This is a genomic window from Streptomyces albipurpureus, from assembly GCF_023701525.1.
Classification (GTDB): domain Bacteria; phylum Actinomycetota; class Actinomycetes; order Streptomycetales; family Streptomycetaceae; genus Streptomyces; species Streptomyces albipurpureus.
On record NZ_JAMQAW010000026.1, the window covers coordinates 80,811 to 103,205 of the forward strand.

At 68.4% G+C, this 22,395-nt stretch carries 20 protein-coding genes; 14 read left to right on the forward strand and 6 right to left on the reverse strand.

From position 1 onward, the window contains the following. Positions 1-82: 82 nt before the first annotated feature. The 3 genes from coaE (at position 83) to NBG84_RS21370 (ending at position 1,778) form a co-directional block, all read left to right on the forward strand. A complete protein-coding gene (gene coaE, locus NBG84_RS21360) occupies positions 83-685 on the forward strand; it encodes a dephospho-CoA kinase (protein ID WP_250921155.1) in 603 nt (200 codons plus the stop codon). A gap of 163 nt (positions 686-848) precedes the next feature. Continuing rightward, a complete protein-coding gene (locus tag NBG84_RS21365; RefSeq protein ID WP_250921156.1) occupies positions 849-1,223 on the forward strand; it encodes a hypothetical protein in 375 nt (124 codons plus the stop codon). 186 nt (positions 1,224-1,409) lie between these two features. Beyond that, positions 1,410-1,778 (forward strand): tetratricopeptide repeat protein, encoded by a 369-nt coding sequence (locus NBG84_RS21370; RefSeq protein WP_250921157.1) that lies wholly within the window; start codon positions 1,410-1,412, stop codon positions 1,776-1,778. Positions 1,779-1,817: 39 nt separating this feature from the next. Here NBG84_RS21370 and NBG84_RS21375 read toward each other — a convergent pair whose 3' ends face one another. Beyond that, entirely contained in the window at positions 1,818-2,135 is a 318-nt protein-coding gene (locus NBG84_RS21375) for a DUF6343 family protein (protein ID WP_250921232.1), read from the reverse strand. Between the two features lie 101 nt (positions 2,136-2,236). Between NBG84_RS21375 and NBG84_RS21380 the strand changes: the two genes are divergently transcribed. The 7 genes from NBG84_RS21380 to NBG84_RS21410 all read left to right on the forward strand — a co-directional run bounded on the left by NBG84_RS21380 (position 2,237) and on the right by NBG84_RS21410 (position 13,735). After that, positions 2,237-3,370 carry an ADP-ribosylglycohydrolase family protein gene (locus NBG84_RS21380; RefSeq protein WP_250921158.1) on the forward strand — a complete coding sequence of 378 codons (1,134 nt, stop codon included), beginning with the start codon at positions 2,237-2,239 and terminating at the stop codon, positions 3,368-3,370. A gap of 318 nt (positions 3,371-3,688) precedes the next feature. Next, complete coding sequence (locus NBG84_RS21385) at positions 3,689-4,735, forward strand: slipin family protein (protein WP_250921159.1); 1,047 nt, start codon at positions 3,689-3,691, stop codon at positions 4,733-4,735. 384 nt (positions 4,736-5,119) lie between these two features. Continuing rightward, on the forward strand, positions 5,120-8,233 hold the full coding sequence (locus tag NBG84_RS21390; protein ID WP_250921160.1) for a DEAD/DEAH box helicase: 3,114 nt from the start codon (positions 5,120-5,122) through the stop codon (positions 8,231-8,233). Further along, positions 8,230-9,570 carry an SWIM zinc finger family protein gene (locus NBG84_RS21395; RefSeq protein WP_425608673.1) on the forward strand — a complete coding sequence of 447 codons (1,341 nt, stop codon included), beginning with the start codon at positions 8,230-8,232 and terminating at the stop codon, positions 9,568-9,570. The genes NBG84_RS21390 and NBG84_RS21395 overlap by 4 nt, the downstream gene beginning before the upstream one ends. A 516-nt stretch (positions 9,571-10,086) precedes the next feature. Beyond that, on the forward strand, positions 10,087-11,283 hold the full coding sequence (locus tag NBG84_RS21400; protein ID WP_250921161.1) for a cytochrome P450 family protein: 1,197 nt from the start codon (positions 10,087-10,089) through the stop codon (positions 11,281-11,283). A 112-nt stretch (positions 11,284-11,395) separates the two neighbouring features. Beyond that, positions 11,396-12,847 (forward strand): amidohydrolase, encoded by a 1,452-nt coding sequence (locus tag NBG84_RS21405; RefSeq protein ID WP_250921162.1) that lies wholly within the window; start codon positions 11,396-11,398, stop codon positions 12,845-12,847. Between the two features lie 159 nt (positions 12,848-13,006). Next, positions 13,007-13,735, forward strand: coding sequence for a chaplin (locus NBG84_RS21410; RefSeq protein WP_250921163.1), 729 nt, complete (start codon positions 13,007-13,009; stop codon positions 13,733-13,735). A gap of 115 nt (positions 13,736-13,850) precedes the next feature. Here NBG84_RS21410 and NBG84_RS21415 read toward each other — a convergent pair whose 3' ends face one another. After that, positions 13,851-14,309, reverse strand: a complete 459-nt coding sequence (locus NBG84_RS21415; protein ID WP_250921164.1) for a hypothetical protein — start codon at positions 14,307-14,309, stop codon at positions 13,851-13,853. Positions 14,310-14,458: 149 nt separating this feature from the next. Here NBG84_RS21415 and NBG84_RS21420 point away from each other — a divergent pair, with 149 nt between their 5' ends. From NBG84_RS21420 to NBG84_RS21435, 4 genes are all read left to right on the forward strand, one after another. Continuing rightward, on the forward strand, positions 14,459-15,190 hold the full coding sequence (locus tag NBG84_RS21420; RefSeq protein ID WP_250921165.1) for a DUF7873 family protein: 732 nt from the start codon (positions 14,459-14,461) through the stop codon (positions 15,188-15,190). A gap of 642 nt (positions 15,191-15,832) precedes the next feature. Next, on the forward strand, positions 15,833-16,282 hold the full coding sequence (locus tag NBG84_RS21425) for a cupin domain-containing protein (protein ID WP_250921234.1): 450 nt from the start codon (positions 15,833-15,835) through the stop codon (positions 16,280-16,282). A gap of 49 nt (positions 16,283-16,331) precedes the next feature. Beyond that, positions 16,332-16,979 (forward strand): nucleoside/nucleotide kinase family protein, encoded by a 648-nt coding sequence (locus NBG84_RS21430; protein ID WP_250921166.1) that lies wholly within the window; start codon positions 16,332-16,334, stop codon positions 16,977-16,979. Positions 16,980-17,092: 113 nt separating this feature from the next. Continuing rightward, positions 17,093-17,953, forward strand: coding sequence for a hypothetical protein (locus NBG84_RS21435; RefSeq protein WP_250921167.1), 861 nt, complete (start codon positions 17,093-17,095; stop codon positions 17,951-17,953). Positions 17,954-18,009: 56 nt separating this feature from the next. Here NBG84_RS21435 and NBG84_RS21440 read toward each other — a convergent pair whose 3' ends face one another. The 4 genes from NBG84_RS21440 to NBG84_RS21455 form a co-directional block, all read right to left on the reverse strand. Then, on the reverse strand, positions 18,010-19,044 hold the full coding sequence (locus NBG84_RS21440; protein ID WP_250921168.1) for a carbohydrate kinase family protein: 1,035 nt from the start codon (positions 19,042-19,044) through the stop codon (positions 18,010-18,012). After that, the gene (locus tag NBG84_RS21445; protein WP_250921169.1) at positions 19,041-19,943 is read right to left on the reverse strand and encodes a pseudouridine-5'-phosphate glycosidase; all 903 of its coding nucleotides are present in this window, start codon (positions 19,941-19,943) and stop codon (positions 19,041-19,043) included. The genes NBG84_RS21440 and NBG84_RS21445 overlap by 4 nt, the downstream gene beginning before the upstream one ends. Before the next feature lie 324 nt (positions 19,944-20,267). After that, complete coding sequence (locus NBG84_RS21450) at positions 20,268-21,476, reverse strand: MFS transporter (RefSeq protein WP_250921235.1); 1,209 nt, start codon at positions 21,474-21,476, stop codon at positions 20,268-20,270. A gap of 386 nt (positions 21,477-21,862) precedes the next feature. After that, positions 21,863-22,393 carry a methylated-DNA--[protein]-cysteine S-methyltransferase gene (locus NBG84_RS21455; RefSeq protein WP_250921170.1) on the reverse strand — a complete coding sequence of 177 codons (531 nt, stop codon included), beginning with the start codon at positions 22,391-22,393 and terminating at the stop codon, positions 21,863-21,865. Positions 22,394-22,395: the final 2 nt, after the last annotated feature.

Consider the following 22,395-nt stretch of genomic DNA (forward strand, 5'->3'; position numbering starts at 1 on the left):
CGGGGCTGAGGCACCCCGGGACAATCGGTTGCCGGCGAGACCGGCTCCCGGTGGAGGACAGTCCGGGGCTAAGCTGTCGATCATGCTGTCCGTAGGTTTGACCGGTGGTATCGGTGCCGGCAAGAGCGCAGTCTCCCGACTCCTCACGTCGTATGGAGCGGTCCTGATCGACGCCGACAAGATCGCCCGTGAGGTCGTTGAGCCCGGCACAGCGGGTCTCGCCGCGGTCGTCGAAGCCTTCGGCCCCGATGTCCTGACCGCTGATGGGGCTCTTGACCGTCCCCGGCTCGGCTCGGTCGTCTTCGCCGACCCGGAACGGCTCGCGGTGCTCAACGCCATCGTGCACCCGCTGGTCCGCGCGCGTTCAGCGGAGTTGGCGCGGTCCGTGGCCCCGGACGCGGTTGTCGTCCACGATGTACCGCTGCTCACCGAGAACGAGCTTGCCCCGCTGTACGACGTGATCATCGTCGTCGACGCATCCCCCGAGACCCAGTTGCAGCGGCTGGTCGAAGTCCGTGGGATGGCGGAGCCGGAAGCGCGGGCCCGGATGAAAGCCCAGGCGACGCGCGCGCAGAGGCGTGCCATCGCCGATATCGTCATCGACAACGACGGCCCATGGGAAGCCCTGGAGCCGCAGGTGCGCTCGGCATGGGCGGAACTGACCAGCCGAGCGGCAGCGCGCTGACAACAGCCATCGGCACCGACGGCCGGAGGCTGGCCTGAGCGGGGGCTTGCCGGGACCTTCGTACGAGCGGCGTTGTCAAGCCGGTGTGAGTTTTCCGTGCATCGGCGTCAGGCCTTCGTCAACCGACCGCCTGAGTATCCCTACTGCCCGTAGCCTCCGCGGTGTGGAGCTCGTATTCGCCGCCGTCACAGCGATGGGCGGGTTGGTAGCCGTGCTCGCCGGTGCCTACGGTCTATGGCAGACCGGCCGAATCTCGGGTTCCGGCTACTGTGCCATCGCGCTGGTCAAGCCGCCGCCTTTGGGCGCCCAGCGGCCCCTGTTGGAGTTCGAGACACTGGACGGTCGAATCATCGAGATCGTCTCCCCGGTGCCGTTCGCGGACGACAGCGGCGGAGTCCGACTCTGGTACGACCCGGGTAGTCCGAGTGACGTCGTTGTCGACGGTCATCAGCGGACCGGTGTCGACAGGGGGTTCGTCGCCGTGGGGCTCACGCTCATCGCGATCGGACTGGGCCTCGCACTCTCCACCGCGATCTAGAACACCTGCCTCCGGCGCTGGAACGGGCCTCTCGGTAGCTGGTTTCAGCCTGGGGCGCCTGGCCTGATGGCGATGACCCGTTCCCTCTCGCGGGCCGCACCGACCCCGGTCGGAGTGCTGCTCGGGCTCGGAATACCGCCAACGGGGTTGGTGTTGGAACCAGTCAGTGATGGGAAGGATGTTGCCGTGCCCGAAAGTAACCCGGATACGCACGTCATCGACTTCCGCGCGGCCGAGCAGCTGCTAGCGGCCAGAGACCCACGAGGAGCCGTCAAGCTCCTTGACTCGGTCATCGCCGCCCACCCCGAGAACACGGCTGCCCGCCTCTTGCGCGCCCGAGCGTTCTTCGCCGCGGCCCAACTGCGCCCCGCCGAGCTTGAATTCGAACTGGTCCTGGAGCGCGAGCCGGACAACGCGTTCGCGCACTTCGCCCTGGCCCGCACTTTTGAGCGCTCAGGCCGTCCCGAGCAAGCCAGACGTCACTTCAGGCTGGCAGCGGCTCTCGATCCCAAGCCGGAATATCTCAGGGCCGCGCGCTTTGACACGGATGGTTAGGGCCGCCCCCCGAGTTGGTCATCGCGCCGTGGCCCTGCGCTAGTCATCAGGCCGTGGCCCTGAAGGGGGCCGCGGCCCGCGCCGCCGACCCGGTTCCCTTTCCTCGTGCACTGGTTCGTAGGGAGGAACGTCCCGACCCGGCTGATAGTGGGGCCCCTGGTGAATGTGGCGTACCACCAAGCACAAATCGATGATGACAATCAGGAGGAGTACCCCGCAGGCCGCCGCCCAGCCGGGCTCTTCCAGCAGACTGAATATCGCTATCCCCGCTGCCGACCAGGCCAGTCCCCACAGGCTCAACCAGAACCGCATCCGCAGAGCACTGCGTGCGGTGATCGGTTCACTCCCTGTGCGCATGGTCATCGTGTCTCCTCCTCCAGGATGCACCTGCTCAGCTCTTCTGCCGAGGTCTCCGGCGAGCACACAGGTCTCTCTGGGAAACAGCAAGGAGTCGACAGATGGATAGATCGTCATGGGAGCGGGCAGTGGCACGTCGCTCCCGAATACGCGGCTGCCTGCTGGGCGGAGCGATCGGGGATGCCCTGGGCAACCCCATCGAATTCCAATCCCTCGCCACCATTGAGGGCCTGCACGGCGAGAAGGGTGTCACCGGGTTCGTACCCGACTTCGAGGGGATGACCGGGCGGATCACCGATGACACTCAGATGACGCTCTTTACGGTGGAGGGGCTCATCCGAGCACGTGCCACGGCGGCTGCCAGCGGGATCGGTGGCGCCGAGGTGGCGTGTACGCGCCATGCGTATCAGCGTTGGCTCGAGACTCAGAACTACCCGGCGCCACCGACCCGAGCCGCGGCCAACACCGTGAGGACCGGATGGCTCAGGACGCAGCCGTTCCTCTACGCCCGCCGCGCACCGGGCCATGCCTGTCTCACCGGTGTCGCCCAGCAGTACACCCCCGACCCCGAGCGTCCGCTGGGCCGGCCCGGCGAGGTCAACCCTCAGTCCAAGGGGTGCGGAACGGTGATGCGGTCCGCACCCTTCGGTCTCGTGGGAGCCGAACCTCAACAGGCGTTCGAACTGGCCGCACACTGCGCACAGATCACCCATGGGCATCCGACCGGGTACTACTCCGCCGGGGCGTTTGCGGCGATCATCGCCCATGTGCTGGAAGGCGAGACGACACGGCACGCCGTCCAGCAGACCATGGCGCTGCTGTCTGCCTACCCCGGCCACGAAGAGACCCATGCGGCACTCGGGGCGGCCGTCACCCTCGCCGCTGCCGGCGGCCCGCCGAACGCCCGGAAGGTGGAAACGCTGGGTGGCGGCTGGGTCGCGGAAGAGGCGCTTGCCATCGCCGTCTACTGCGCCCTGGCCCATCCAGACGATGTGGCAGAGGCGCTACTGCTCGCGGTCAACCACTCGGGCGACAGTGACTCCACCGGTGCGGTCTGCGGCAATCTCGTGGGCGCCCGAGACGGGGAGGTGGGCCTGCCCGCGTCCTGGGTGGTGGCGACCGAAGGCAGGGGGGTGATCACCGTCCTGGCCGACGATCTCAGCCTCCAGTTCGAGCGGACTGGTACCGGCAGCGTGGATCCCGTGCACCCGTACGACAGATATCCGCACAACTGACCTGATCACCGCGCCGAGAAGCCTGGTGGTGGGCGCAAGGGGGGAACCGCGGTCCCGATGCGGGGTAGCCGATCGACCTCGACGGTCGCACCGCCGCTCATGCGTCTGCCATCGCCGCTCGCTGCCAGAGGCGTGCTCTTCGCAGCGGGGAGTGATGGGGTCGCGGAGTGCGCCGCAGCGCTTGACGGGGGAGGAGAGGCGGGCGCCTGGCCGGGCGGGCCACCACCTTCTCAGGGAAGGCAAAGATTCTGGCTTCATCGGGCGAAGGAGGCATACCGTAGTAAAGAGTGCCCAGCTCGGACAGAAGGGGGTGCCCCGATGGTCGAGGAACTGGTGGTTGCGGGTGTGGCCGCGGCGGCTGGCCTGATGGCCTATGCGACGGCGGCCGCCCGGGTCGTCAAGCAGTATGAGCGAGGTGTGGTGTTCCGCCTAGGGCGGCTGCGCGGCGGAATCAAGGGTCCGGGCTTCACCATGGTCGTTCCCGCTATCGATCGGCTCCGCAAGGTCAACATGCAGGTCGTCACCATGCCGGTGCCGGCTCAGGAAGGCATCACCCGGGACAATGTCACCGTCCGTGTGGACGCGGTGGTCTACTTCCGGGTGGTCGATCCGGCGAATGCCATCATCGAGGTGGAGGACTACCGATTCGCCGTCTCGCAGATGGCTCAGACGTCGTTGCGTTCGATCATCGGAAAGAGCGATCTGGACGACCTTCTGTCCAACCGGGAGAAGCTCAACCAGGGTCTAGAGCTCATGATCGACAGCCCTGCGATGGGGTGGGGTGTTCAGATCGACCGGGTCGAGATCAAGGACGTCTCCCTGCCAGAGGCCATGAAGCGCTCTATGGCGCGGCAGGCGGAGGCCGATCGTGAGCGTCGCGCACGGGTAATCAACGCCGACGCGGAACTCCAGGCTTCGAAGAAGCTCGCGCAGGCGGCCGGCGAGATGTCCAAGGAACCCGCAGCCCTGCAGCTGCGCCTGCTCCAGACGGTGGTCGCCGTCGCCGCAGAGAAGAACTCCACCCTGGTTCTGCCCTTCCCCGTGGAATTGCTGCGCTTCCTGGAGCGGGCGCAGCAGCCCCAGCAGATACCGGAAGGACCTTCGCAGCAGTTGGCAACAGGTCGGGCCACGGCGCAGCGGGGCGCCGCGACAGGAGCGGCTGCCGATGAGGAACCCGGTGCCGTCAGGAAACCCGGTGTCGCGGGGGACACCTCGGAAGCGACCGGAGCCACCAGGGAAGACCGGGCGCCGGATGCCGCGGACCTCCTGGATACCGCTGATACGGGCTCGCCGGGCGGTGCGGACGCCGCGGACGCCTCCTCCGATCCGGCACCGCGGATACGACCACTGCCGCCTGCCGCCTAACCAGTCTGAGCGTCCTACCCAGGCGAGCGTTGTGCATCTGAGCGGGTCGGCCAGGCCCTCGACAGGTGTGGCAACGACTTCTAGAACCCACGAACCAGCGAGCGGCGTTCCCTCGGGCTCCACGCCGCGGGCAGTCACCCGCGACCGTGCGGGGCGCCGCTCTCCCACCCGCGCCGCTGCCTCCACCCGCTCCCGCTGCCGGGAGGCGATGCGGTCGCCCTGCGGGCCCGACCGTTGACGTGCCAACCAAGCGTGGTTGGCGTAGCCGCCCTGACCAGGATATACGGCCCGACTCGGGGGCGTTGTCAGACCCCACCCGTATGGTCGTAGACGTTGATGAACCGGTGCTGCGGCACCCAACCACTGTGGATGGGAGGTGACCCCATGGCGATCGGAACCGTGTCACCGGTGCGCGAGCCCGCCACGCAGGACACCCTGGGCTTCTGCGCCGCCGTCTTCCTACCGGCCGAGCTGCCGCGCGAGGGCAAGGTCGCCTTCTGGGACCCGGTCTCAGATCGGCTCCGGGGCGCGGCCGACGAGATCACGGTCTGCTCCCCGCCGCCGATGTCGACGACGGAGAGCCAAGGCCTCGACGGGAACATCGCCGTCCGGACCGTCCCCGCCGTGATCCTTCCGGTCATGGAGGCGCTGCCCGTGCTGGCCCGGGCGCGTATGCACCCTGCCTCCCACCCCGCCTCCGCCTCCTGGGGTGCGGCCGCGCTGCACGCGCTTCACCTGGTGGCCAACGGCAGGCTGCTCCCCGGTCTGACGCCAACCCACCAGGATGCTTGGCGAGCTGGCCCGCTGGATGCCCACGACATCGCGCAATTGAGGGCGATTGCCGCTGCGATGCCGTACGAGGCGTATGCGACGCCCGTACCCGGACACCGGGTCATGGCACTGCCCGAACCGGAAGCCCTCCTGCGGGCCTTCTTCGACGCGGTCGCGGATTGCCTGCCTCGGACCCCCGCCGCGGCCTGGGCGGTGGGCGCTCCCTTTGCCGCCATGGCACCCCAGTGGCTGCCCGACGCTGAGGAATGGGCCGCGGAAGCCGCGGCGGGCATGGACGCCGGGGTGCGGGTCTCCCTGCGCCTCGACCTCTCCCCCTTCCACCTCTTCGATACGCCCGCTGAGGGGGAGGAACCCCAGCAAGGAGCAGGCGCGGCCGTTGTCCAGGTGCACAGCCTCGCCGATCCGACGCTCGTCATCGACGCGGCCCGGCTCTGGGCGGGGGACGGGGACGAGCGTTTTGGGCCGCGCGCCAGAATCGACGCCGTGCTCGCCCTGCGCCGCGCCTCCCGGGTGTGGCCGCCGCTCGCCGGACTGCTGGAGCGGGATGTGCCCGATGTGCTCACCCTCGCCGAAGACGAGCTCTATGAACTACTCGGTCCGGGAGCCGAGCGGTTGGCCGCGGCCGGGGTGGCGATCCACTGGCCCAGGGACCTGGTGCGGTCGCTCTCCGCGACGGCGGTGGTGCGATCCGCGCCCGGCTCGTCGACGGACGGCACCCCCTTCTTCGACAGCACGGAACTCCTCAAGTTCAACTGGCAGTTGGCACTCAACGGCGATCCACTGACCGATGCCGAGATGGACGTCCTCGCCGAGTCGCACCGACCTGTTGTGCGATTGCGGGACCAGTGGGTGGTCGTCGACCCTGACCTGGTCCGCAAGGCGCGCAAACGGGAGCTGGGACTGCTGGAGCCGGTGGACGCACTCGCCGCGGCCCTCACCGGTACGGCCGAAGTCAACGGCGAAACGGTGGACGCGGTGCCCACGGGCGCACTGGCCGCACTACGGGATCGACTCACGGTCGGAGCTTCCCCGGTGCCCCCTCCGCGCGGCCTCGTCGCCACCCTGCGCGACTACCAACTGCGCGGACTGGCCTGGCTGGATCTGATGACATCTCTCGGGCTCGGCGGTTGCCTCGCCGATGACATGGGTCTCGGCAAGACGGTGACGGTCATCGCGCTCCATCTGCATCGCGATCGCCCGAACCCGACCTTGGTCGTCTGCCCCGCCTCACTCCTCGGCAACTGGCAGCGGGAGATCAGCCGGTTCGCTCCCGATGTGCCGGTCCGCCGCTTCCACGGCCTGGACCGGACGCTGGAGGGCGCAGCCGCGGGCTTTGTCCTGACCACCTACGGCACCATGCGCACCAGCGCCGAAGAACTGGCCGCACAGCCCTGGGGCATGGTCGTCGCCGATGAGGCACAACACGTCAAGAACCCCTTCTCCGCGACGGCCAAGGCCCTGCGGACCATTCCGGCACCCGCCCGTGTCGCGCTGACCGGTACACCCGTCGAGAACAACCTCTCCGAGCTCTGGGCGCTGCTGGATTGGACGACTCCGGGTCTCCTCGGCCCCCTGAAGGCCTTCCGTTCCCGTCATGCCCGACTGGTGGAGCTGGGTGAGGACGACGAGGCGGCCGAACGCCTCTCCCGGCTGGTCCGGCCCTTTCTGCTGCGTCGAAAGAAGTCCGATCCCGGCATCGTGCCGGAGCTACCACCCAAGACGGAGTCCGACCATCCCGTTGCCCTCACCCGCGAACAGGCCTCGCTCTATGAGGCGGTGGTCCGGGAGGCCATGGCCACCATCAACGGCGCGGAAGGCATCGCGCGTCGCGGTCTCGTGATGAAACTACTGACGGATCTCAAACAGATCTGCAATCACCCCGCGCAGTTCTTGAAGGAGTACGACGGGGTGAAGGGCGCCTCACGCCGAAGAGTCGCCCCGCGGCCCAGTCCTGAGCCTGTTCCGACGGAGATGCCCTCCCAAGCCCTCCCCGGCTCGGACGACCCCCGCTCGCCCCTCCCCGCCAACTGGCCCAGTGTAAGGGGGTCAGTAGCGCCGGCCCCGGGCGGACTCGATCCCACAGTCGCCGGGCATGGGCCTGGGGTAGGGGCTGACCAGTCAGAACCGTCCGTTGGCGGATGGCCTGGGGCAGCAGATACGCCTCCCCGGTTGGCCGGACGTTCCGGAAAGCTGGCGCTGCTCGACGAGTTGCTTGAGGTGATCCTGGCCGAGGGCAGCTCGGTCCTGGTCTTCACCCAGTACGTCACCATGGCCCGTCTGATCGAGCGGCATCTGGCGGCGCGGGGCATTTCCACCCAGCTGCTGCACGGCGGCACACCGGTCGCGGAGCGCGAGCGCATGGTCGACCGCTTTCAGTCGGGCGCCGTACCGGTGTTCCTCCTCTCCCTCAAGGCGGCGGGTACCGGACTGAACCTGACCCGTGCCGGCCATGTCATCCACTTCGACCGCTGGTGGAACCCCGCCGTCGAGGAACAAGCGACGGACCGCGCGTACCGCATCGGCCAGACGCAGCCGGTGCAGGTCCACCGGCTGATCGCGGAGGGCACGGTCGAGGACCGGATCGCCGTCATGCTGGCCCAGAAGCGCGCTCTGGCGGACGCCGTTCTCGGTTCGGGCGAAGCCGCCCTGACCGAGTTGACCAACCGTGAGCTGGCCGATCTCGTCTCGCTGCGGAGGCCCGCATGACCCCGCCCTACGGCCGACCTCGCACCGCCCGACAAGATCCCAGCGATCCGGTGAGAGACCGCCGTGCCCCCGGCGGGCGAGATCGGCGCACCGCCGCGATGGCTGCCCGGCACGATGACCGGCGGCGTACCTTCCCCGCACCCGATCCCCTGCGGGGCGAGGAGTCGGCGACCAGTTGGTGGGGCAACGCCTGGGTCGAGGCACTGGAGGACGCGGCACTCGACCCGGCCAGGCTCGCCCGGGGCCGGGCCTACGCCGGTCGTGGTCTCGTGGATTCGATCACGGTCACCCCCGGTCGGGTGGTGGCGTATGTCCATGGCAGCCGTCCCCGCCCCTACCGCACGGAGATCCGCCTCCGTGCCCTCAAGGACGAGGAGTGGGACGACCTTCTGTCTGCCGCCGCGGCCCGCCCCGACTACATTGCCGCCCTCCTCGACAAGGACGTCCCGCACGCGCTCGCAGGCGTGGTGGATCTTCTGCCGGCCACCGGGGACCTGATTCCGGACTGCTCCTGTCCCGACGACGGCTATCCCTGCAAGCACGCGGCCGCACTCTGCTACCAGACGGCCCGACTGCTGGACCAGGACCCCTTCGTTCTGTTTCTGATGCGGGGGATGGGTGAGCGAGACCTTCTCGCCGCTCTCTCCCATCGCAACGCCACCCGGTCAGCGGCTGAGCGCGCCTCTGCCGAGCCGGCCCCGCTTCCCACGGTCGCGGCCCGGCAGGCGCTCATTCCGCGCAGTCTCCCCGAACTACCGCCTCCCTTCCCGATCCCGGCCAGCCCCGGGCGGCCACCGTCCTATCCGCAGGCCCCCGGCGCCCCCGACCCGCTCGCACTGGACCTGCTCGCTACCGAAGCCGCTGTCCGCGCCCACACCCTGCTGACCACGGGCATCGACCCGATCGCACACCTCACCCCTTGGCAGGACGCGGTCCGGCTGGCGGCTGCCCACCCCGGTTCCGGGCTCACCGCTTCGTCCCGCGCCCTCTATCGGCGACTTGCCGGGGCCACGGGCCGTACCCCCACGGCCATCGCTCGCGCGGTTGCCGCCTGGAGACAGGGTGGCCTGTCGGCGCTCGAAGTGCTGGAGTCCCCCTGGGACCCGCCTGCGGGTCCTTTCGACCGTGCCCGGCCGGCCCTTACCGCCGCCGGCTTCCCGGACTTCCGTCCCCAGCTCAACCAGTTGTCGACCAGCACGCTCCAGCTCAGATTCGGCCGTGATGGGCTGTGGTACGGCTATGAGTCGGACGCGGGACGCGATGACTGGTGGCCACGCGGCGCCCCAGACACCGACCCGGTTGACGCACTCAACGCCCTGCTGAGCGGTAGACCGTGACGACGATGCCCACACAGAGCTCACCGAGTCGATCGGGCCCGTCTTGGGATGGTGCCGCGGGTGCGTTCACCCGCGGGCACCCGGCAGGTGTTCCCGGAGGGCGAATCGCAGGGCACGGCCCTGCGGCGAGGGCCAGCCGTCACTCCCATGACGTCACCGACGAGCACCGGCCCCGGCGGTCCGGCATCCACGCCTCCGGCGGTCCGGCACCCAGGCGTCCAGGGGGGTCCGGCATCCAGGCGTTGAGGCATTCCGGCGTTCGAGTAATCCGGCATCCAGGTGTTCAGGGTGAGGCACTCCGATGGAGCGGCCGCTGGGCCCGAGAGCCAGTGGCCGCTCCTGCTCCCCGTACACCTCCACCCTTCCCACTCCTCCTACGAGCCTCCGAAACCCCTCGGTGAGCGATTGACCTCGGGGAGGGAATTCGGCCCAGAACGGCGGGATTTGATGGCGAGCCGTCCTTGGGCCACTCAGTTCGGCCAGGAGGACAGAGCGCCCTCTCTAAGGTGAATCCACATGACCCTCGACGACCGCACGTCCGAACTCCTGACAGACCCCTACCCCGTCTACGACAAGCTGCGCGAGGCCGCACCGGTACACCGGATCGTGGGCCCGGACGGACTGCCCGTCTGGATCGTCACCCGCTACGAGGACGTACGGGAAGCACTTGCCGACCCACGGCTGTCCCTGGACAAGAGACATGCCACCCCCGGCGGATACCGCGGCTTTCGACTGCCACCCGCACTTGACGCAAACATGCTCAACATGGACCCGCCGGACCACACTCGGATCCGGCGCCTGGTCACCAAGACGTTCACCGCACGGCGGATCGAGCGGTTGAGGGAACCCGTCCGGCGCATTGCCGACGAACTGCTCGACGCCATGGCGACCCGTGACCGGACGGATCTGGTGGTCTCCTACGCCGCGCCCCTGCCCATCCACACCATCTGCGAGTTGCTCGGCGTACCCCGGGAGGCCCGACGGGACTTTCGTGACTGGACGGACGCACTCGTGCTTCCGGACCCCGCACGACCTCAGGCCGCCAAAGAGGCCGTCGGAAGCCTGATCGCCTATGTCTCCACCCTGCTGGAACACAAACGCGCACAACCGGGCGATGACCTGCTCTCCGCGCTGATCGCGGTTCGGGACGAGCCGGGCGCGGACGGAAGCGACCGCCTCAGCGAGGACGAACTGACCTCGCTCGCCTTTCTGATCCTCTTCGTCGGATACGAGAACACCGTCCAACTCATCGGCACCTCGGTACTGACCCTGTTCCGCAACCCCCGGCAGTTCGCTGAGCTGCGGGAGAACCCGTCCAGGATCGCCGCAGTGGTCGACGAGTTCATGCGGTACGAAGGACCCGCGCTGCTGGGCATTCGGCGCTTCCCCATCGAGGACCTGACCATCGGTGGAGTGACCGTACCGGCGGGCGAGACGGTGATGGTCTCCCTGGCGTCGGCCAACCGTGACCCGAACCGGTTCCCCGACCCCGACCAACTCGACCTGGATCGCGACGCACAAGGCCATGTCGCCCTTGGTCACGGTCTGCACTACTGCCTCGGCGCGCATCTGGCCCGGCTGGAGACGGAGATCGCGCTCACCGCGTTGCTTGAGCGGTTTCCTCGGCTGGCACTCGACACTGAGGAGAGCGCCCTGCGCTGGCGTCCGTCCATCCGCACCCGGGGGCTGCTGGCGCTTCCCGTGCGCTACTGAGCGACCCGGCCGAACCGACCGGTCGAGCCGGCTCCCGTACCCCACTTCACCCAACGGAAAAGGCGGACAGCCCGCCCATCCGTGTCGAAGCAGACCAGACCAGGAGGGTCGGATGGGCAGAGTCATCATCAAGGGGTGCACCGCCCTGGTGCATGACCACGACGGGCAGATCGAGTTCATCGAGGACGCGGTCATCTCCCTACGGCACGGCCTGATCGAATCGATCACCGCCCGCGCCGCCAGCGGGGCTGTCTCGTACCAGGTCACCGGTGCTCAGAGGGGTAGGGCGGATGCCGCCCCACCATCCGGGGCACCAGAAGCACCGACCTCGGTGCCGGAAACCGGCTCCACGGGCGGCACCCCGGCGGGTGCGCCCATCGAGTGGATCGATGGGCGGGGACAACTCGCGATGCCCGGCCTCATCAACTGCCATACCCATACGCCCATGGTGGCGCTACGGGGCATCGCCGAGGACATGGACATCGACGAGTGGTTCAACGACTGGATCTGGCCGATCGAGTCCAACCTCACCGATCACCTCGTGGAACTCGGGGCGCGGTTGGCGTGCGCCGAGATGATCCGGGCGGGCGTGACCACCTTCGCCGATCACTACTTCTCGATGGATCAGGTCGCAGCCGCGGTCGCCGAGAGCGGGCTGAGAGCGAATCTCGGCTGGGCCTACTTCTCCAGTCAGGGATCCGGTGGGCGCGAGCGATCCCTTGACTTCGCCCTGCGGCTACGCGGCGCGGCCGAGGGGCGCATCACCACCGCGCTCGCGCCCCACGCCCCGTACACCGTGAACGACATGGATCTGGCGGCGACGGCGGAACTCGCCCGCGAACACGGCCTCCTCGTCCATGTCCACGCGGCGGAGAACGCGGCCCAGACCGCCGCCAGCCTGGAGCAACACGGGCAGACCCCCATCGAGGTCCTTCACCGGGCCGGGCTGCTCGACGGGGATCTGCTGATCGCACATGGCACCGGCATCACCACGGAAGACCTTGAGATCCTCGGGGGCGCCCCAGGCCGGGTCGGTGTGGCGAGCGCGCCCCGGGGCTATCTGAAGTTCGGTTGGGGCACCACACCGGTACGGGGGCTCGCAGCGGTCGGTGTCCCGGTCGGGTTGGCCACCGATGGCGCCGCGTCGAACAACACCCTCGATGTGTGGGAGAGCATGACGCTCACCGCCCTCGTACAGAAGTCGGCCGAGAACGATCCCTCGTGGCTCACCGCTCGACAGGCCCTGGACCACGCCACCACCCAGAGCGCCCGGGTGGTCGGCCTTGGCGAACACATCGGTGCGCTCACCCCCGGGCGACGGGCCGATCTCATCCTGGTGGATCTCACCGGCCCGCACACCCAGCCGTCGCACGACCACGCAGCCACCCTGGTGCACAGCGCCCGCTCCAGCGATGTCCGCACCACGATCGTCGACGGTCGCGTTCTGATGCGGGATCGCCAGTTGCTCACCCTCGACGTGCCCACCATTGTCGCCGAACTCGGCTCGGAACTACCTGCTCTGATCGAGCGTCGAGAGGGTGAGCGAATCCAGAAGTACGGCTGATAGCGATGCCGGACGCTGACCGGGACGGGTGAGGCCGGTTCGAACAGGCGAACACTCAAAGGGGTGAAAGGCACCCAGAGTGGGATCCGAACGCCCTTTGGGCATCGTTGTCCGGGGTGCGGGCGAGTGCCCGAGAAGTTCTCCGGAAGGCAGGACCCGATGAGGCAGATTCATCGAAAGGGGCTCGCCACCGTGATGCTCACGGGTGGCGCGCTTGCACTGGCGGGACACGCAAGCGCGGACTCGATCGCCAACGGTGGTGCGGTCGGCTCTCCGGGAGTGATCGCGGGCAACACGGTGCAGCTCCCGATTCATGTTCCCCTCAACCTCTGCGGCAACACCGTCAACGTGGTGGGGCTGCTCAACCCGGCCGCTGGCAACAGTTGCGCCAACACCTCAAAGGGCGGCGCCACCGCCCCCGGCGGGCAGACGCCCGGCAGCCAGAACTCCGGCGGTTCGGTGGCCAACGGCATCACCAAGGGCTCACCCGGAGTGATCTCCGGCAATGGTGTCCAGCTGCCGGTCGATCTGCCGGTCAACCTCAGTGGAAACTCTCTGAACGTCGTCGGCATCGGCAATCCCGCCTTCGGCAACACCTCGGTGAACGGGCCGGCTGAGCCGACTGGCCCCAAGCCGCCCCCGCCGGTGAAGCCCGTGACCCCGCCGGTGACCCCGCCCATCACCACGCCGAAGCCTCCGCCGACGCAGAAGCCGGTGGACCGACCTGTGGAGAGGCCCAACACCCCGGACACCCCTGACGACACCAAGCCGCGGGGCGCCCTCGCCCACACCGGCGCGGGGGGAATCGGATATGTCGTTCCCGCCGGTGCGGCCCTGATGCTTGGCGGGGCCCTGCTCTACCGCCGAGCGCGTCGCGCGGAGGCCTAGGAGACCTGCCACTACGGCATTGAGCCTCACTACGGCGTTGAGCTGGAGACCGGCCAGTGGCGGGCCCCGGTTCAGCACCGGTCACCGGTCCGGCACAAGCCCTGGCCCCGGGTGTTCAGCGGACGCTCGGGGCGGCTGCACCAATGAACTCCGAGAGGGTCTCGCGGGCCTGCTCCGAGCGCTGTGAGCGATCGTCCTCATCGGGTGCCTCATGCATGCAGTTCGTCACCTCGAACGCGGCTGCCGCAAGCTCCAGTGCCTGAGCGTCGTCACACACCAACTGGACTCGGATCAATGCCTGATGGGCGCTTGAACGCAACCGGTACGAGTCGATCCGCGCCTCTTCGGCGGCTGGGCTGCCCGGCGTCTGCTGAGCGCGGTGCCAGCGGTCGTTCTGTCCCCTTCGGTAGTCGACGAGCGCCCCGGCGAAGGCGCTGTACGCGGAGATCCGCTCCTGACGCAACTGTTCGGCGCGGGACAGTTCGGCGGCGCGCTCGGTAGTCCGGCGCTGGAAGAAGTGGGTGACCACCGAGCCGAGCAGCGTGCCGATGACGGCGATGACGGCTGTCTCCATGGTGCTTGCTCCCCAAGGGCGTTGAGTTGAAGGGGCGAGAGGGTGGTTGGCCGCGGATGACGGCCCGGGCGATGGAGAAATGACGATGATCCGATGGGGATCGGAATAATCGTTCGAGCGCTCACGACGGTCTTGATACCTTGATCGACGTGGCGAAACTAAATCAGATCATCGCAGTGGAGAAGGGCGTCAAGTCCAAGGCGCACCAGGACTTGACCACCGCCCACCACGGGCTCCAGAAACCTGCGCTGCTCGCCGGCATCTCGCGTACCTACCAGCCGAAGGACGAGGACGGCGAGCAGTTGCCGCCGGAGTCGACCAGGGTCCAGGTGCAGGCGGAGGACGTGCTGCGCGAGACGGCGAGGACGCTGACTCGGCTCTTTGATGTGACCGCCACCAAGGATTGGGCGAACTGCACCGCTCGGGCCGATGTCACGGTTGACGGGCGGGTGCTGGTGAGCGAGGTGCCCGTGGCCTATCTGCTCTTCCTGGAGAAGCAGTTGACGGACATCAACACCTTCATCCGCAAGCTGCCCGTCCTCGATGCCTCGGAGTCATGGACGCAGGACCCGTCGACCGATGCCTGGAAGACGGAGATCGTGCGTACGGTGCGGACGAAGAAGGTCCCGCGCAACCATGTGAAGGCGGAGGCGACGGAGAAGCACCCGGCGCAGGTCGACGTCTACTACGAGGACATTCCGGTCGGTTATTGGACGACGGTGAAGTTCTCCGGCGCGCTGCCCGCTCGACGGGTGAACGAACTGCTGGAGCGGGTGGAGAAGCTTCAGCAGGCCGTGAAGTTCGCGCGCGAGGAAGCCAATGGCGCGGAGGTCACGGACCAGCGGGTGGGTGACGCCGTTTTTGGCTATCTGTTCGAGTGAACGGATAGTCTCAAGACTCCTCATCCGCGGTTATGCGGGTGGGGTGCGCGAGGAGCGCAAGCTGAGACTGAGGCTTGTCGTGATCGTGCGGTTCCAGTGGAGGTTCGAATCCTCCCCGCGGCACAGCCAGTACGGGCCGCGGTAGCCCAAGTCCGGTAGAGGCAGACCGCCGTCAGACTGAGATTACTGCTCCAGATTCAGCATTTTCCGCCGATCGCCGGATCGACCGGGCCCGAGCCCTGGGACGTCGAAATGCCGGTTCAAGTCCGGTCCGCACAGCTCGATGTGCGGTGGTCCAAAGGCAGGACGCGACGACATAACGACTGACTCGGGTCCTCAAGCGTGCCGGCGTGCCACATGGGTGGAATCAAAGGGTCCGGAGGCCGGCTACGCCTTCGGACCCGCTCCTTTCCCACTGCCGTTTCCGCTGGTCGCGCCCTAGCGGAACGACCGTCCAACCAGTCCGTTGCCACGCTTGCTTTCCGGACTGCTCCTTCTCGAATAGCGTGACGTCCTTTGGCGAGGCACCCGGACGGACGGGTGAGCACAGCCACATCCTCCCGGGCAGAGGAGTTGGAGGCTTTCATGGGGTTCGAGGACATGCTGGGAAACGGTGCACGTCACGGGCGGGCGCGCGGTGCCATGGTGATGGACGGCTGCTTGACGGCGTTACCAACGGCGCCGTCGGCGGCGAGTGCCACGGCGGGCAACGGCGTTGCCAGCAGTGGTGTTGCGGGCACGGTACTGGCGCGCGGAGTCTCCCAGGGGACCTTGAAGATCAAGGCCAAAGGCCGCACCGATGTGATCGTCCGGACGATCACCATTGCCCCGGGCGACTCCACCGGATGGCACTACCACCACGGCCAACTCCTTGCCGTCGTGAAGTCGGGCACCTTGACTCGCACGCTCCAGGACTGCTCCGTCGAGGTGGCCCCCGCCGGGTCGGCGTTCATAGAACCGTCCGGCGCTGAGCACCGCCACATCGCACGGAACGCCGGTAGCGAGCCGGTGGTGCTGTATGTGACGTATCTGCTGCCCCAGGGCAGTCCGCTCTCGGTGGACGCCGAGCCGCCAACGTGTCTGGGGGAGTAGGAACCCCTCTTCGCTACGGATCGATGGATGGTTGGACGATGATTGACTCGTGCTACTCGAAGCGATCACCTGGGAGCGACTGACCGACGCCGTGGTGGACCAGACCACGCGTACCTCGGCCGAGAAGAGCGGTCCTTGGTTCTGCATCGGGTTGGACGGGTCCTTTGACGCAGGTGTCGGAGACTTGGCCGCTCGGGTCGGGGACGCGCTGAGGCTGCGGGGACGGAGCGTGCTGGCCGTCAGCACGGCCGGTTTTCTCCGTCCGGCGTCGTTGCGCTATGAGTACGGGCGCACCGATCCCGATGCGTACTACAACGGCTGGTTTGACACCGGGGCGTTGTGGCGGGAGGTCTTCGGGCCGTTGGAGACCGGCGGCAGTGGACTGGTGCTGCCGGATCTCTGGGACCCCTCAAGGGACAGGGCGACCCGTAGTCCGCGGGTCGCCCTTCCCGAGGGCGGTGTGTTGCTGCTCTACGGCCCGTTTCTGCTGGGGCACTGGTTCCCCTTCGATCTCACCCTGCATCTGAGGCTGTCGCCCGGGGCGTTGGCGCGGCGTACGGCGGCGGCCGAGCGGTGGACACTGCCCGCGTTTCAGCGGTACGAGGAGGAGGTGGGCCCGGTGGAGTCGGCCGATGCGGTGGTGTCGGTGGATGACCTGCGCCATCCCGCGTGGAGCGGATTCGGCGGGGACTTCTGACAAGCCGGAGCCGGCTGTGCGCACCGAGTGGGTTCGGCCGCGCCGGAGTTGTGCGGCCGCCGTGCACCGTTGGATCTTGCGGGTCAGGGGATGGGGCTGCTTAGGTTTCGGCCATGACCAGCAATCCAGTGCCACCTCGTCTGCCGTCGGTGGCTCTCCGGGGTCGTTCGGAAAGCCTCTGGCTGGAAGGCGGGGCGATTCTGCTGGAGCAGCGCGGTGTCCGACGACGGATACCGTTGAAGGCAGTGCGAGAGATACGGGTTGGCGCGGCCGGCCAGCGTTCGGTGGAGGTGGTGCTGACCGCGGCTGAGGGGACCTTGGGCACGGTCTACCGGATCGACTGCCGCAACGAACGCGCGGTGGCCGCCTTCGCGGACGCCGTCAACGGTGCGCTGCCGGTGCAGGGTCACACACCCCATCGAGACGGCAAGCGACTCGTTGAGGTACTCCCTCGATCGGCTGCCACCGGCTGGGGGGCGATGGACCGTTCGATGAAGACCATTCTGTTGGTCTGCGTGGGCACCTACGCAACGGGTTTGGTGACCATGTTCCTCCTGGGTGACATGACCAACCAGTTGAGCTGGGGGCTGGGATTCATGCCCCTGTTCCTCGGGGTGTCCGTAGCGGCGATCGCCGGCCGAAACCTCTATGACCGGGTGGTGTTGAGCCGGCGCGGCATCACTGCGACGGCGACGTTCCATGGAAAGCGGGGCAAGGAGAAGCTCTTCTCCTACATCGACGTCGAGGGCAGGAAACGCAGGGTCGTACTCCCGTGGAAACCCTTCTTCGTCGATGGTGTCCCCAAACGGGTCCAGGTGACCTACGACCCGCAGCGCCCGGAGTTCAGTGTGGTCGCCCTTCCCCTGTGGAGTTGGGTGTTCCGAACGATCGGATTTCTTGGCCTGGGGCTTCCGCTCCTGGTGCTGGGCCTCTTCATGGTTCCGTATCAGCTGATTGATGTGCTCTTTCTCTGAGTGAGCCGCGCCAACACATCACTCTGACCTCGTGCGCGTCACGGTGGGATGCGACCTCACCTCGGCTGCCGGGGCGAAGCCGCGGGGGCCTTCCGTGGTGGACGGGCGCCGACCACTGTCACTGCCTGTGCTCCCGCGCGGCAGCCCGCTGCCGCCGCCCTCGCCGCGTCCGCGCCTGATTGCCGGGCGGCCAGAAACGCCCCGGTGAAGGCGTCTCCCGCCCCGGTCGAGTCCAGGGACCTGGCCGTATGGGGCGGCACCGAGGCGATCAACTGACCTGAACCGGCCACCAACGCCCCCTTCGCACCCAGGGTCACCACTGCCAGCGGCACGAGTCCGCTCAGGGCCAGGGTGGCGTCGGTCGGATCGGGTAGCCCGGTGAGCAGACATGCTTCGTCGGCGTTGGGGATCAGGACATCCACATCCCCGTATGCGTTCAGTAGACGGTCCACGCCCACCGCCTCGATGAACCCCGCAGACGCCGGGTCCACGCTCACCGAGATCCCGCGGCTTCGGGCTGACTGCGTGGCCACACGGGCTAGTCGGCGCCCGGTATCGGAGAAGTAGAGATAGCCGGACAGATGGAGATGTCCCACGCCGTCCAGAAGCGACGGAGACCAGTCCTCAGGGCCGATACGCAGCGCGGCCCCGCTGTCCGAGAGCAGTGTTCCCTCGGCGGTTGCGTCAATCAGGACGATGACGGTCGCGGTTGGGGCCTCGGCGTCCCTGATCAACAGCGGGCGCACTCCGGCCGACCGGAGCACTGACTCATGCCAACCCGTCTCATCAGGGCCGACGCGTCCCAGCAGCCGTACGTCCGCCACCCCGCAGTACGCCGCCCAGCAGGCCACATTCGCTCCGGCGCCACCCGGGAGGATGCTGATGCGGGCGGCGGTGTCGGTGCCTCTGACCAGGTCCGTGGAGTGGCGGGCCAGCACATCGGTCACCACCTCTCCGATGACCAGGAGGGCGGAGGGCTCGGGTGAGCCGACGGAGAGGGCCGCTCGGGGGTCTTGTCGGCCGCCCGTCCTGTGGGACGGCACCTCGTCCACCGCGGTGCCGCCCTTCTCGTCGGTGCCTCCTGAGCTCATAGTGCCGCAGCGATCTGGGCCGCCAGCCGTACGTTGCCCCGTACCGCTGAGACATTGGCCTCCAGGGACGCGCCACCGGTCTCGCGGGTGAGGAAATCCAACAGGAACGGGGTCACCGACTGCCCCGTGATCGCCCGCTCGCGGCATTCGTCCAGTGCCTCACCCAGCACGCGGTCATGCAGTCCGGGATCCAACTGCTCCGACTCGGCCACCGGATTGGCGACGATCAACGCGGACTCCGGAGGACCGAGCGCCTCGCGGGCATGGATCACCTCCGCCACGCCCTCAGGGGAGTGGACCGTCCAGTCCACCGGCTGTCCCGAGGAGGAGAGGTAGAACCCGGGGAAGTGTTCCGTCCGATAGCCGACCACTCCCACCCCCAGTGTCTCCAGGCGTTGGAGCGTCGCCGGTACGTCGAGGACCGATTTCACCCCGGCACACACCACGGTGATACCCGTGCTGGCCAGCACCCGCAGATCCGCTGACTCGTCCTGGTCACGGGTCCACTCACGGTGTACGCCACCGAGCCCGCCGGTGGCGAAGACCTTGATTCCGGCGCGGGCGGCGAGGAACGCCGTCGCGGAGACCGTGGTGGCCCCGCTGGCCCCTGTCGCCAGCGCGGGTGCGAGGTCCCGCTGACCCAGTTTCCGTACGCTGTCGTCCTCGGCGACCCGCTCCAGTTGGAGCTTGTCCAGGCCGATTCTGATCCGTCCATCGATGACGGCGATGGTGGCGGGGATCGCGCCGCCGGACCGTACCAACCCCTCCAACTCCGCTGCGACGGCCAGATTCCGTGGACGCGGCAGGCCATGGGCGATGATCGTTGACTCCAGGGCCACCACGGGGCGGTTGGCGGCGAGTGCTTCCCTTACTTCTTCGGTCACTTCGGTGAGCAGCATGTCCCATCCCTGGCACCGGGGCGCGCTCTCCAAACACGGTTCTGCGCGCGCCCGGCGTCGAGAGGAACCGGGTGTCAGGGGTGCGCCGGAGCCGACCATCGGTCACAGCCCCCTGGCCTGCGCCCACAGCGGTGGAGTTGGTGACGGGGGCTGCTCCCTCGGCGGCTGAACCGGCGGCTGGTGCGTTGGCTCGTGGCCGGTGCAAACCGGGGAGCGAAGCAGTCAGCGGGCGCTCGGGGGTGCGGGAAGGGGGCCTAGTCTAGGCCGCTCGGTCGGTGTCGAGCGAGGGGTGCACTGCGCTCTCCGGCCTCGGTAGGCCGTGCATCAGCGCATGGCCCGGCGGATCGCCAGCGCGGCCATCGGAAGGAGCAGACAGGCACCGACCGCGTTCAGCCAGCCGTAGCCGGCTTGCGCGACGATCAGTCCGGCGCAGATCCCGCCGATGCCGGCGGCCGTGTTCATCACCAGGTCGGAGAGGCCCTGCACGGCGGCGCGCGACGGGGCCGGCACAGAGTCGGTGAGCAGTGCCGATCCGGACACCACACCGGCCGACCAGCCGAGTCCGAGGAGGAACAGTCCGAGGGCGAGCTGGGTGTGGCTCGGTCCGGCCCCGCCGGCGAACAGTGCCGCGAGCGCGAGCAGCCCTACCGCGAGACCGATGACCGAAATCCTGCCGAATCGATCCGCCAGCCAGCCCATGACGGGGGAGAAGGCGTACATGCCCGCGATGTGCCCGCTGATGACCAGGCCGATCAACTCGATGTCCGCTCCATGGTGGCTGAGCGCCACCGGCGCCATCGACATGATGGCCACCATGGTGGTGTGTGACACCGAGACGGTGACCAGGGCGAGTTTGGCCATCGGTGACTGCCGTACGGCCTCGATCCCCGATCGCAGCGAGCGCCCTCGGGGCGAAGGCTCGGTCGGCCCCAGGGCCCTGGCCGCCAGCAGCGGGTCGGGGCGCAGGAGCAAGTGCACCAGGAGGGCCGCGAGGAGGAACACACCGGCCGCCCAGACAAAGGGTCCGGCCTCGGCGGGAATCCCCAGACCGGAGACGCTGCGGCCGGCGGGTGCGGCGATGTTGGGGCCGAGCACAGCTCCGACCGTGGTCGCCCACACGACATTGGAGATGGCCCGCCCCCGTCGTTCGGGCACGGCGAGGTCGGCGGCGGCGAAGCGGGCCTGGAGAGTCGCCAGGGAACCGGCGCCGAATGCGGTCATACCGGCGAGCAGCAGCGGAAAGTTCTCCACCACGGCGGCGAGCACCACCACACACCCACCGAAGGCCCCGATGACATAGGCGAGGACAAGGCCGGGGCGCCTGCCGCGGGAGGCCATCAGCGAGGCCAGCGGCATGGAGAGCAGCGCGGTCCCGGCGACGGTCGAGGTGGGAGCGAGCCCGGCCAGCGCCTCGGTCCCGCTGATCTGCTCGGCGAGTACCGCGGCCAGCGCCACACCGATGGCGACACCGAGTCCACCCAGGATCTGGCTGATGACGAGAACGGCGGTGATACGCCGCCGCAGCGCGGGCAGAGCTTCAACGGAGAGGCCGGGCGTTGTGACGGGACCCGCCGCCGCGCGGGCCGGCTCTGCTGGGACGCCTTCGGGCTCAGAGGCGCCGGATATGTCAGGTAGATCAGGACTGATGCTCACCCGCGCAGTCTGTCAGCTCGCGGAATCCTGGTACTCACATGACCCTGGGATATGCCAGCTCGGGAGGCTCGGGAGCGGCATCACCGGCCCGGAGAGGCCGCTGGCGATCTCCGGTCTCGCGTCAGCCGTGCGCGGGGCTCGGCCCCTGTCGGGACGCACGGGTGGTGAGCGAAGCCGCGCCCGAGGGCGGCAGGAACGCCAGGGAGGGAGGCGGGCGGTAAGAAGGCAGGCGGGTGCCAGCGCCTGGCCGGGAGGCCTGGGCTCACTCAGAACAGCGGCTCCGGGAGAACGCCTTCCAGCGCCAGCAGCTTCCGCTTGGTCTCCAGCCCGCCGCTGAATCCCCCCAGCCTTCCGCCGCTCTCCACCACCCGGTGGCAGGGCACGACCACCGGCAGCGGATTGGAGCCCATCGCGGCGCCCACGGCCTGCGCGGCTCCGGGCTGGCCAACCCGGGCGGCCAGGTCCCCGTACGCCACGACGGTGCCGTACGGGACCCCGGTGGCCAGCTCCCGGAGCACTACCCGGTTGAACCCACCAGAAAGGGACCAATCGAGCGACAGTGTGAAGTCATGCGACTCACCCGAGAAGTAGGCCTCAAGCTGCCTGACCGGCTCGACCAGCAGACCCGTCGCGTCAGCCACCGGCTCGGCGCCCAACCGGCTTGACAGCTCGCGCAGCGCCTTGCCCTGAGTGGCCTGGTCGGCATGGAAGGCCACGCTGACCAAGCCGTTCTCGGTGGCGGCCAGCAACAGCGGCCCTAGGTCCGTCCCTATCACGGTCCAGTCGAAGCTCTTCATGC

Coding starts and splice junctions, on each gene's coding strand:
- coaE (WP_250921155.1), top strand. CDS start 83: ATGCTGTCCGTAGGTTTGACCGGTGGTATCGGTGCCGGCAAGAGCGCA.
- NBG84_RS21375 (WP_250921232.1), bottom strand. CDS start 2,135: ATGCGCACAGGGAGTGAACCGATCACCGCACGCAGTGCTCTGCGGATG.
- NBG84_RS21380 (WP_250921158.1), top strand. CDS start 2,237: ATGGATAGATCGTCATGGGAGCGGGCAGTGGCACGTCGCTCCCGAATA.
- NBG84_RS21385 (WP_250921159.1), top strand. CDS start 3,689: ATGGTCGAGGAACTGGTGGTTGCGGGTGTGGCCGCGGCGGCTGGCCTG.
- NBG84_RS21390 (WP_250921160.1), top strand. CDS start 5,120: ATGGCGATCGGAACCGTGTCACCGGTGCGCGAGCCCGCCACGCAGGAC.
- NBG84_RS21395 (WP_425608673.1), top strand. CDS start 8,230: ATGACCCCGCCCTACGGCCGACCTCGCACCGCCCGACAAGATCCCAGC.
- NBG84_RS21400 (WP_250921161.1), top strand. CDS start 10,087: ATGACCCTCGACGACCGCACGTCCGAACTCCTGACAGACCCCTACCCC.
- NBG84_RS21405 (WP_250921162.1), top strand. CDS start 11,396: ATGGGCAGAGTCATCATCAAGGGGTGCACCGCCCTGGTGCATGACCAC.
- NBG84_RS21410 (WP_250921163.1), top strand. CDS start 13,007: ATGAGGCAGATTCATCGAAAGGGGCTCGCCACCGTGATGCTCACGGGT.
- NBG84_RS21415 (WP_250921164.1), bottom strand. CDS start 14,309: ATGGAGACAGCCGTCATCGCCGTCATCGGCACGCTGCTCGGCTCGGTG.
- NBG84_RS21425 (WP_250921234.1), top strand. CDS start 15,833: ATGGTGATGGACGGCTGCTTGACGGCGTTACCAACGGCGCCGTCGGCG.
- NBG84_RS21435 (WP_250921167.1), top strand. CDS start 17,093: ATGACCAGCAATCCAGTGCCACCTCGTCTGCCGTCGGTGGCTCTCCGG.
- NBG84_RS21440 (WP_250921168.1), bottom strand. CDS start 19,044: ATGAGCTCAGGAGGCACCGACGAGAAGGGCGGCACCGCGGTGGACGAG.
- NBG84_RS21445 (WP_250921169.1), bottom strand. CDS start 19,943: ATGCTGCTCACCGAAGTGACCGAAGAAGTAAGGGAAGCACTCGCCGCC.
- NBG84_RS21455 (WP_250921170.1), bottom strand. CDS start 22,393: ATGAAGAGCTTCGACTGGACCGTGATAGGGACGGACCTAGGGCCGCTG.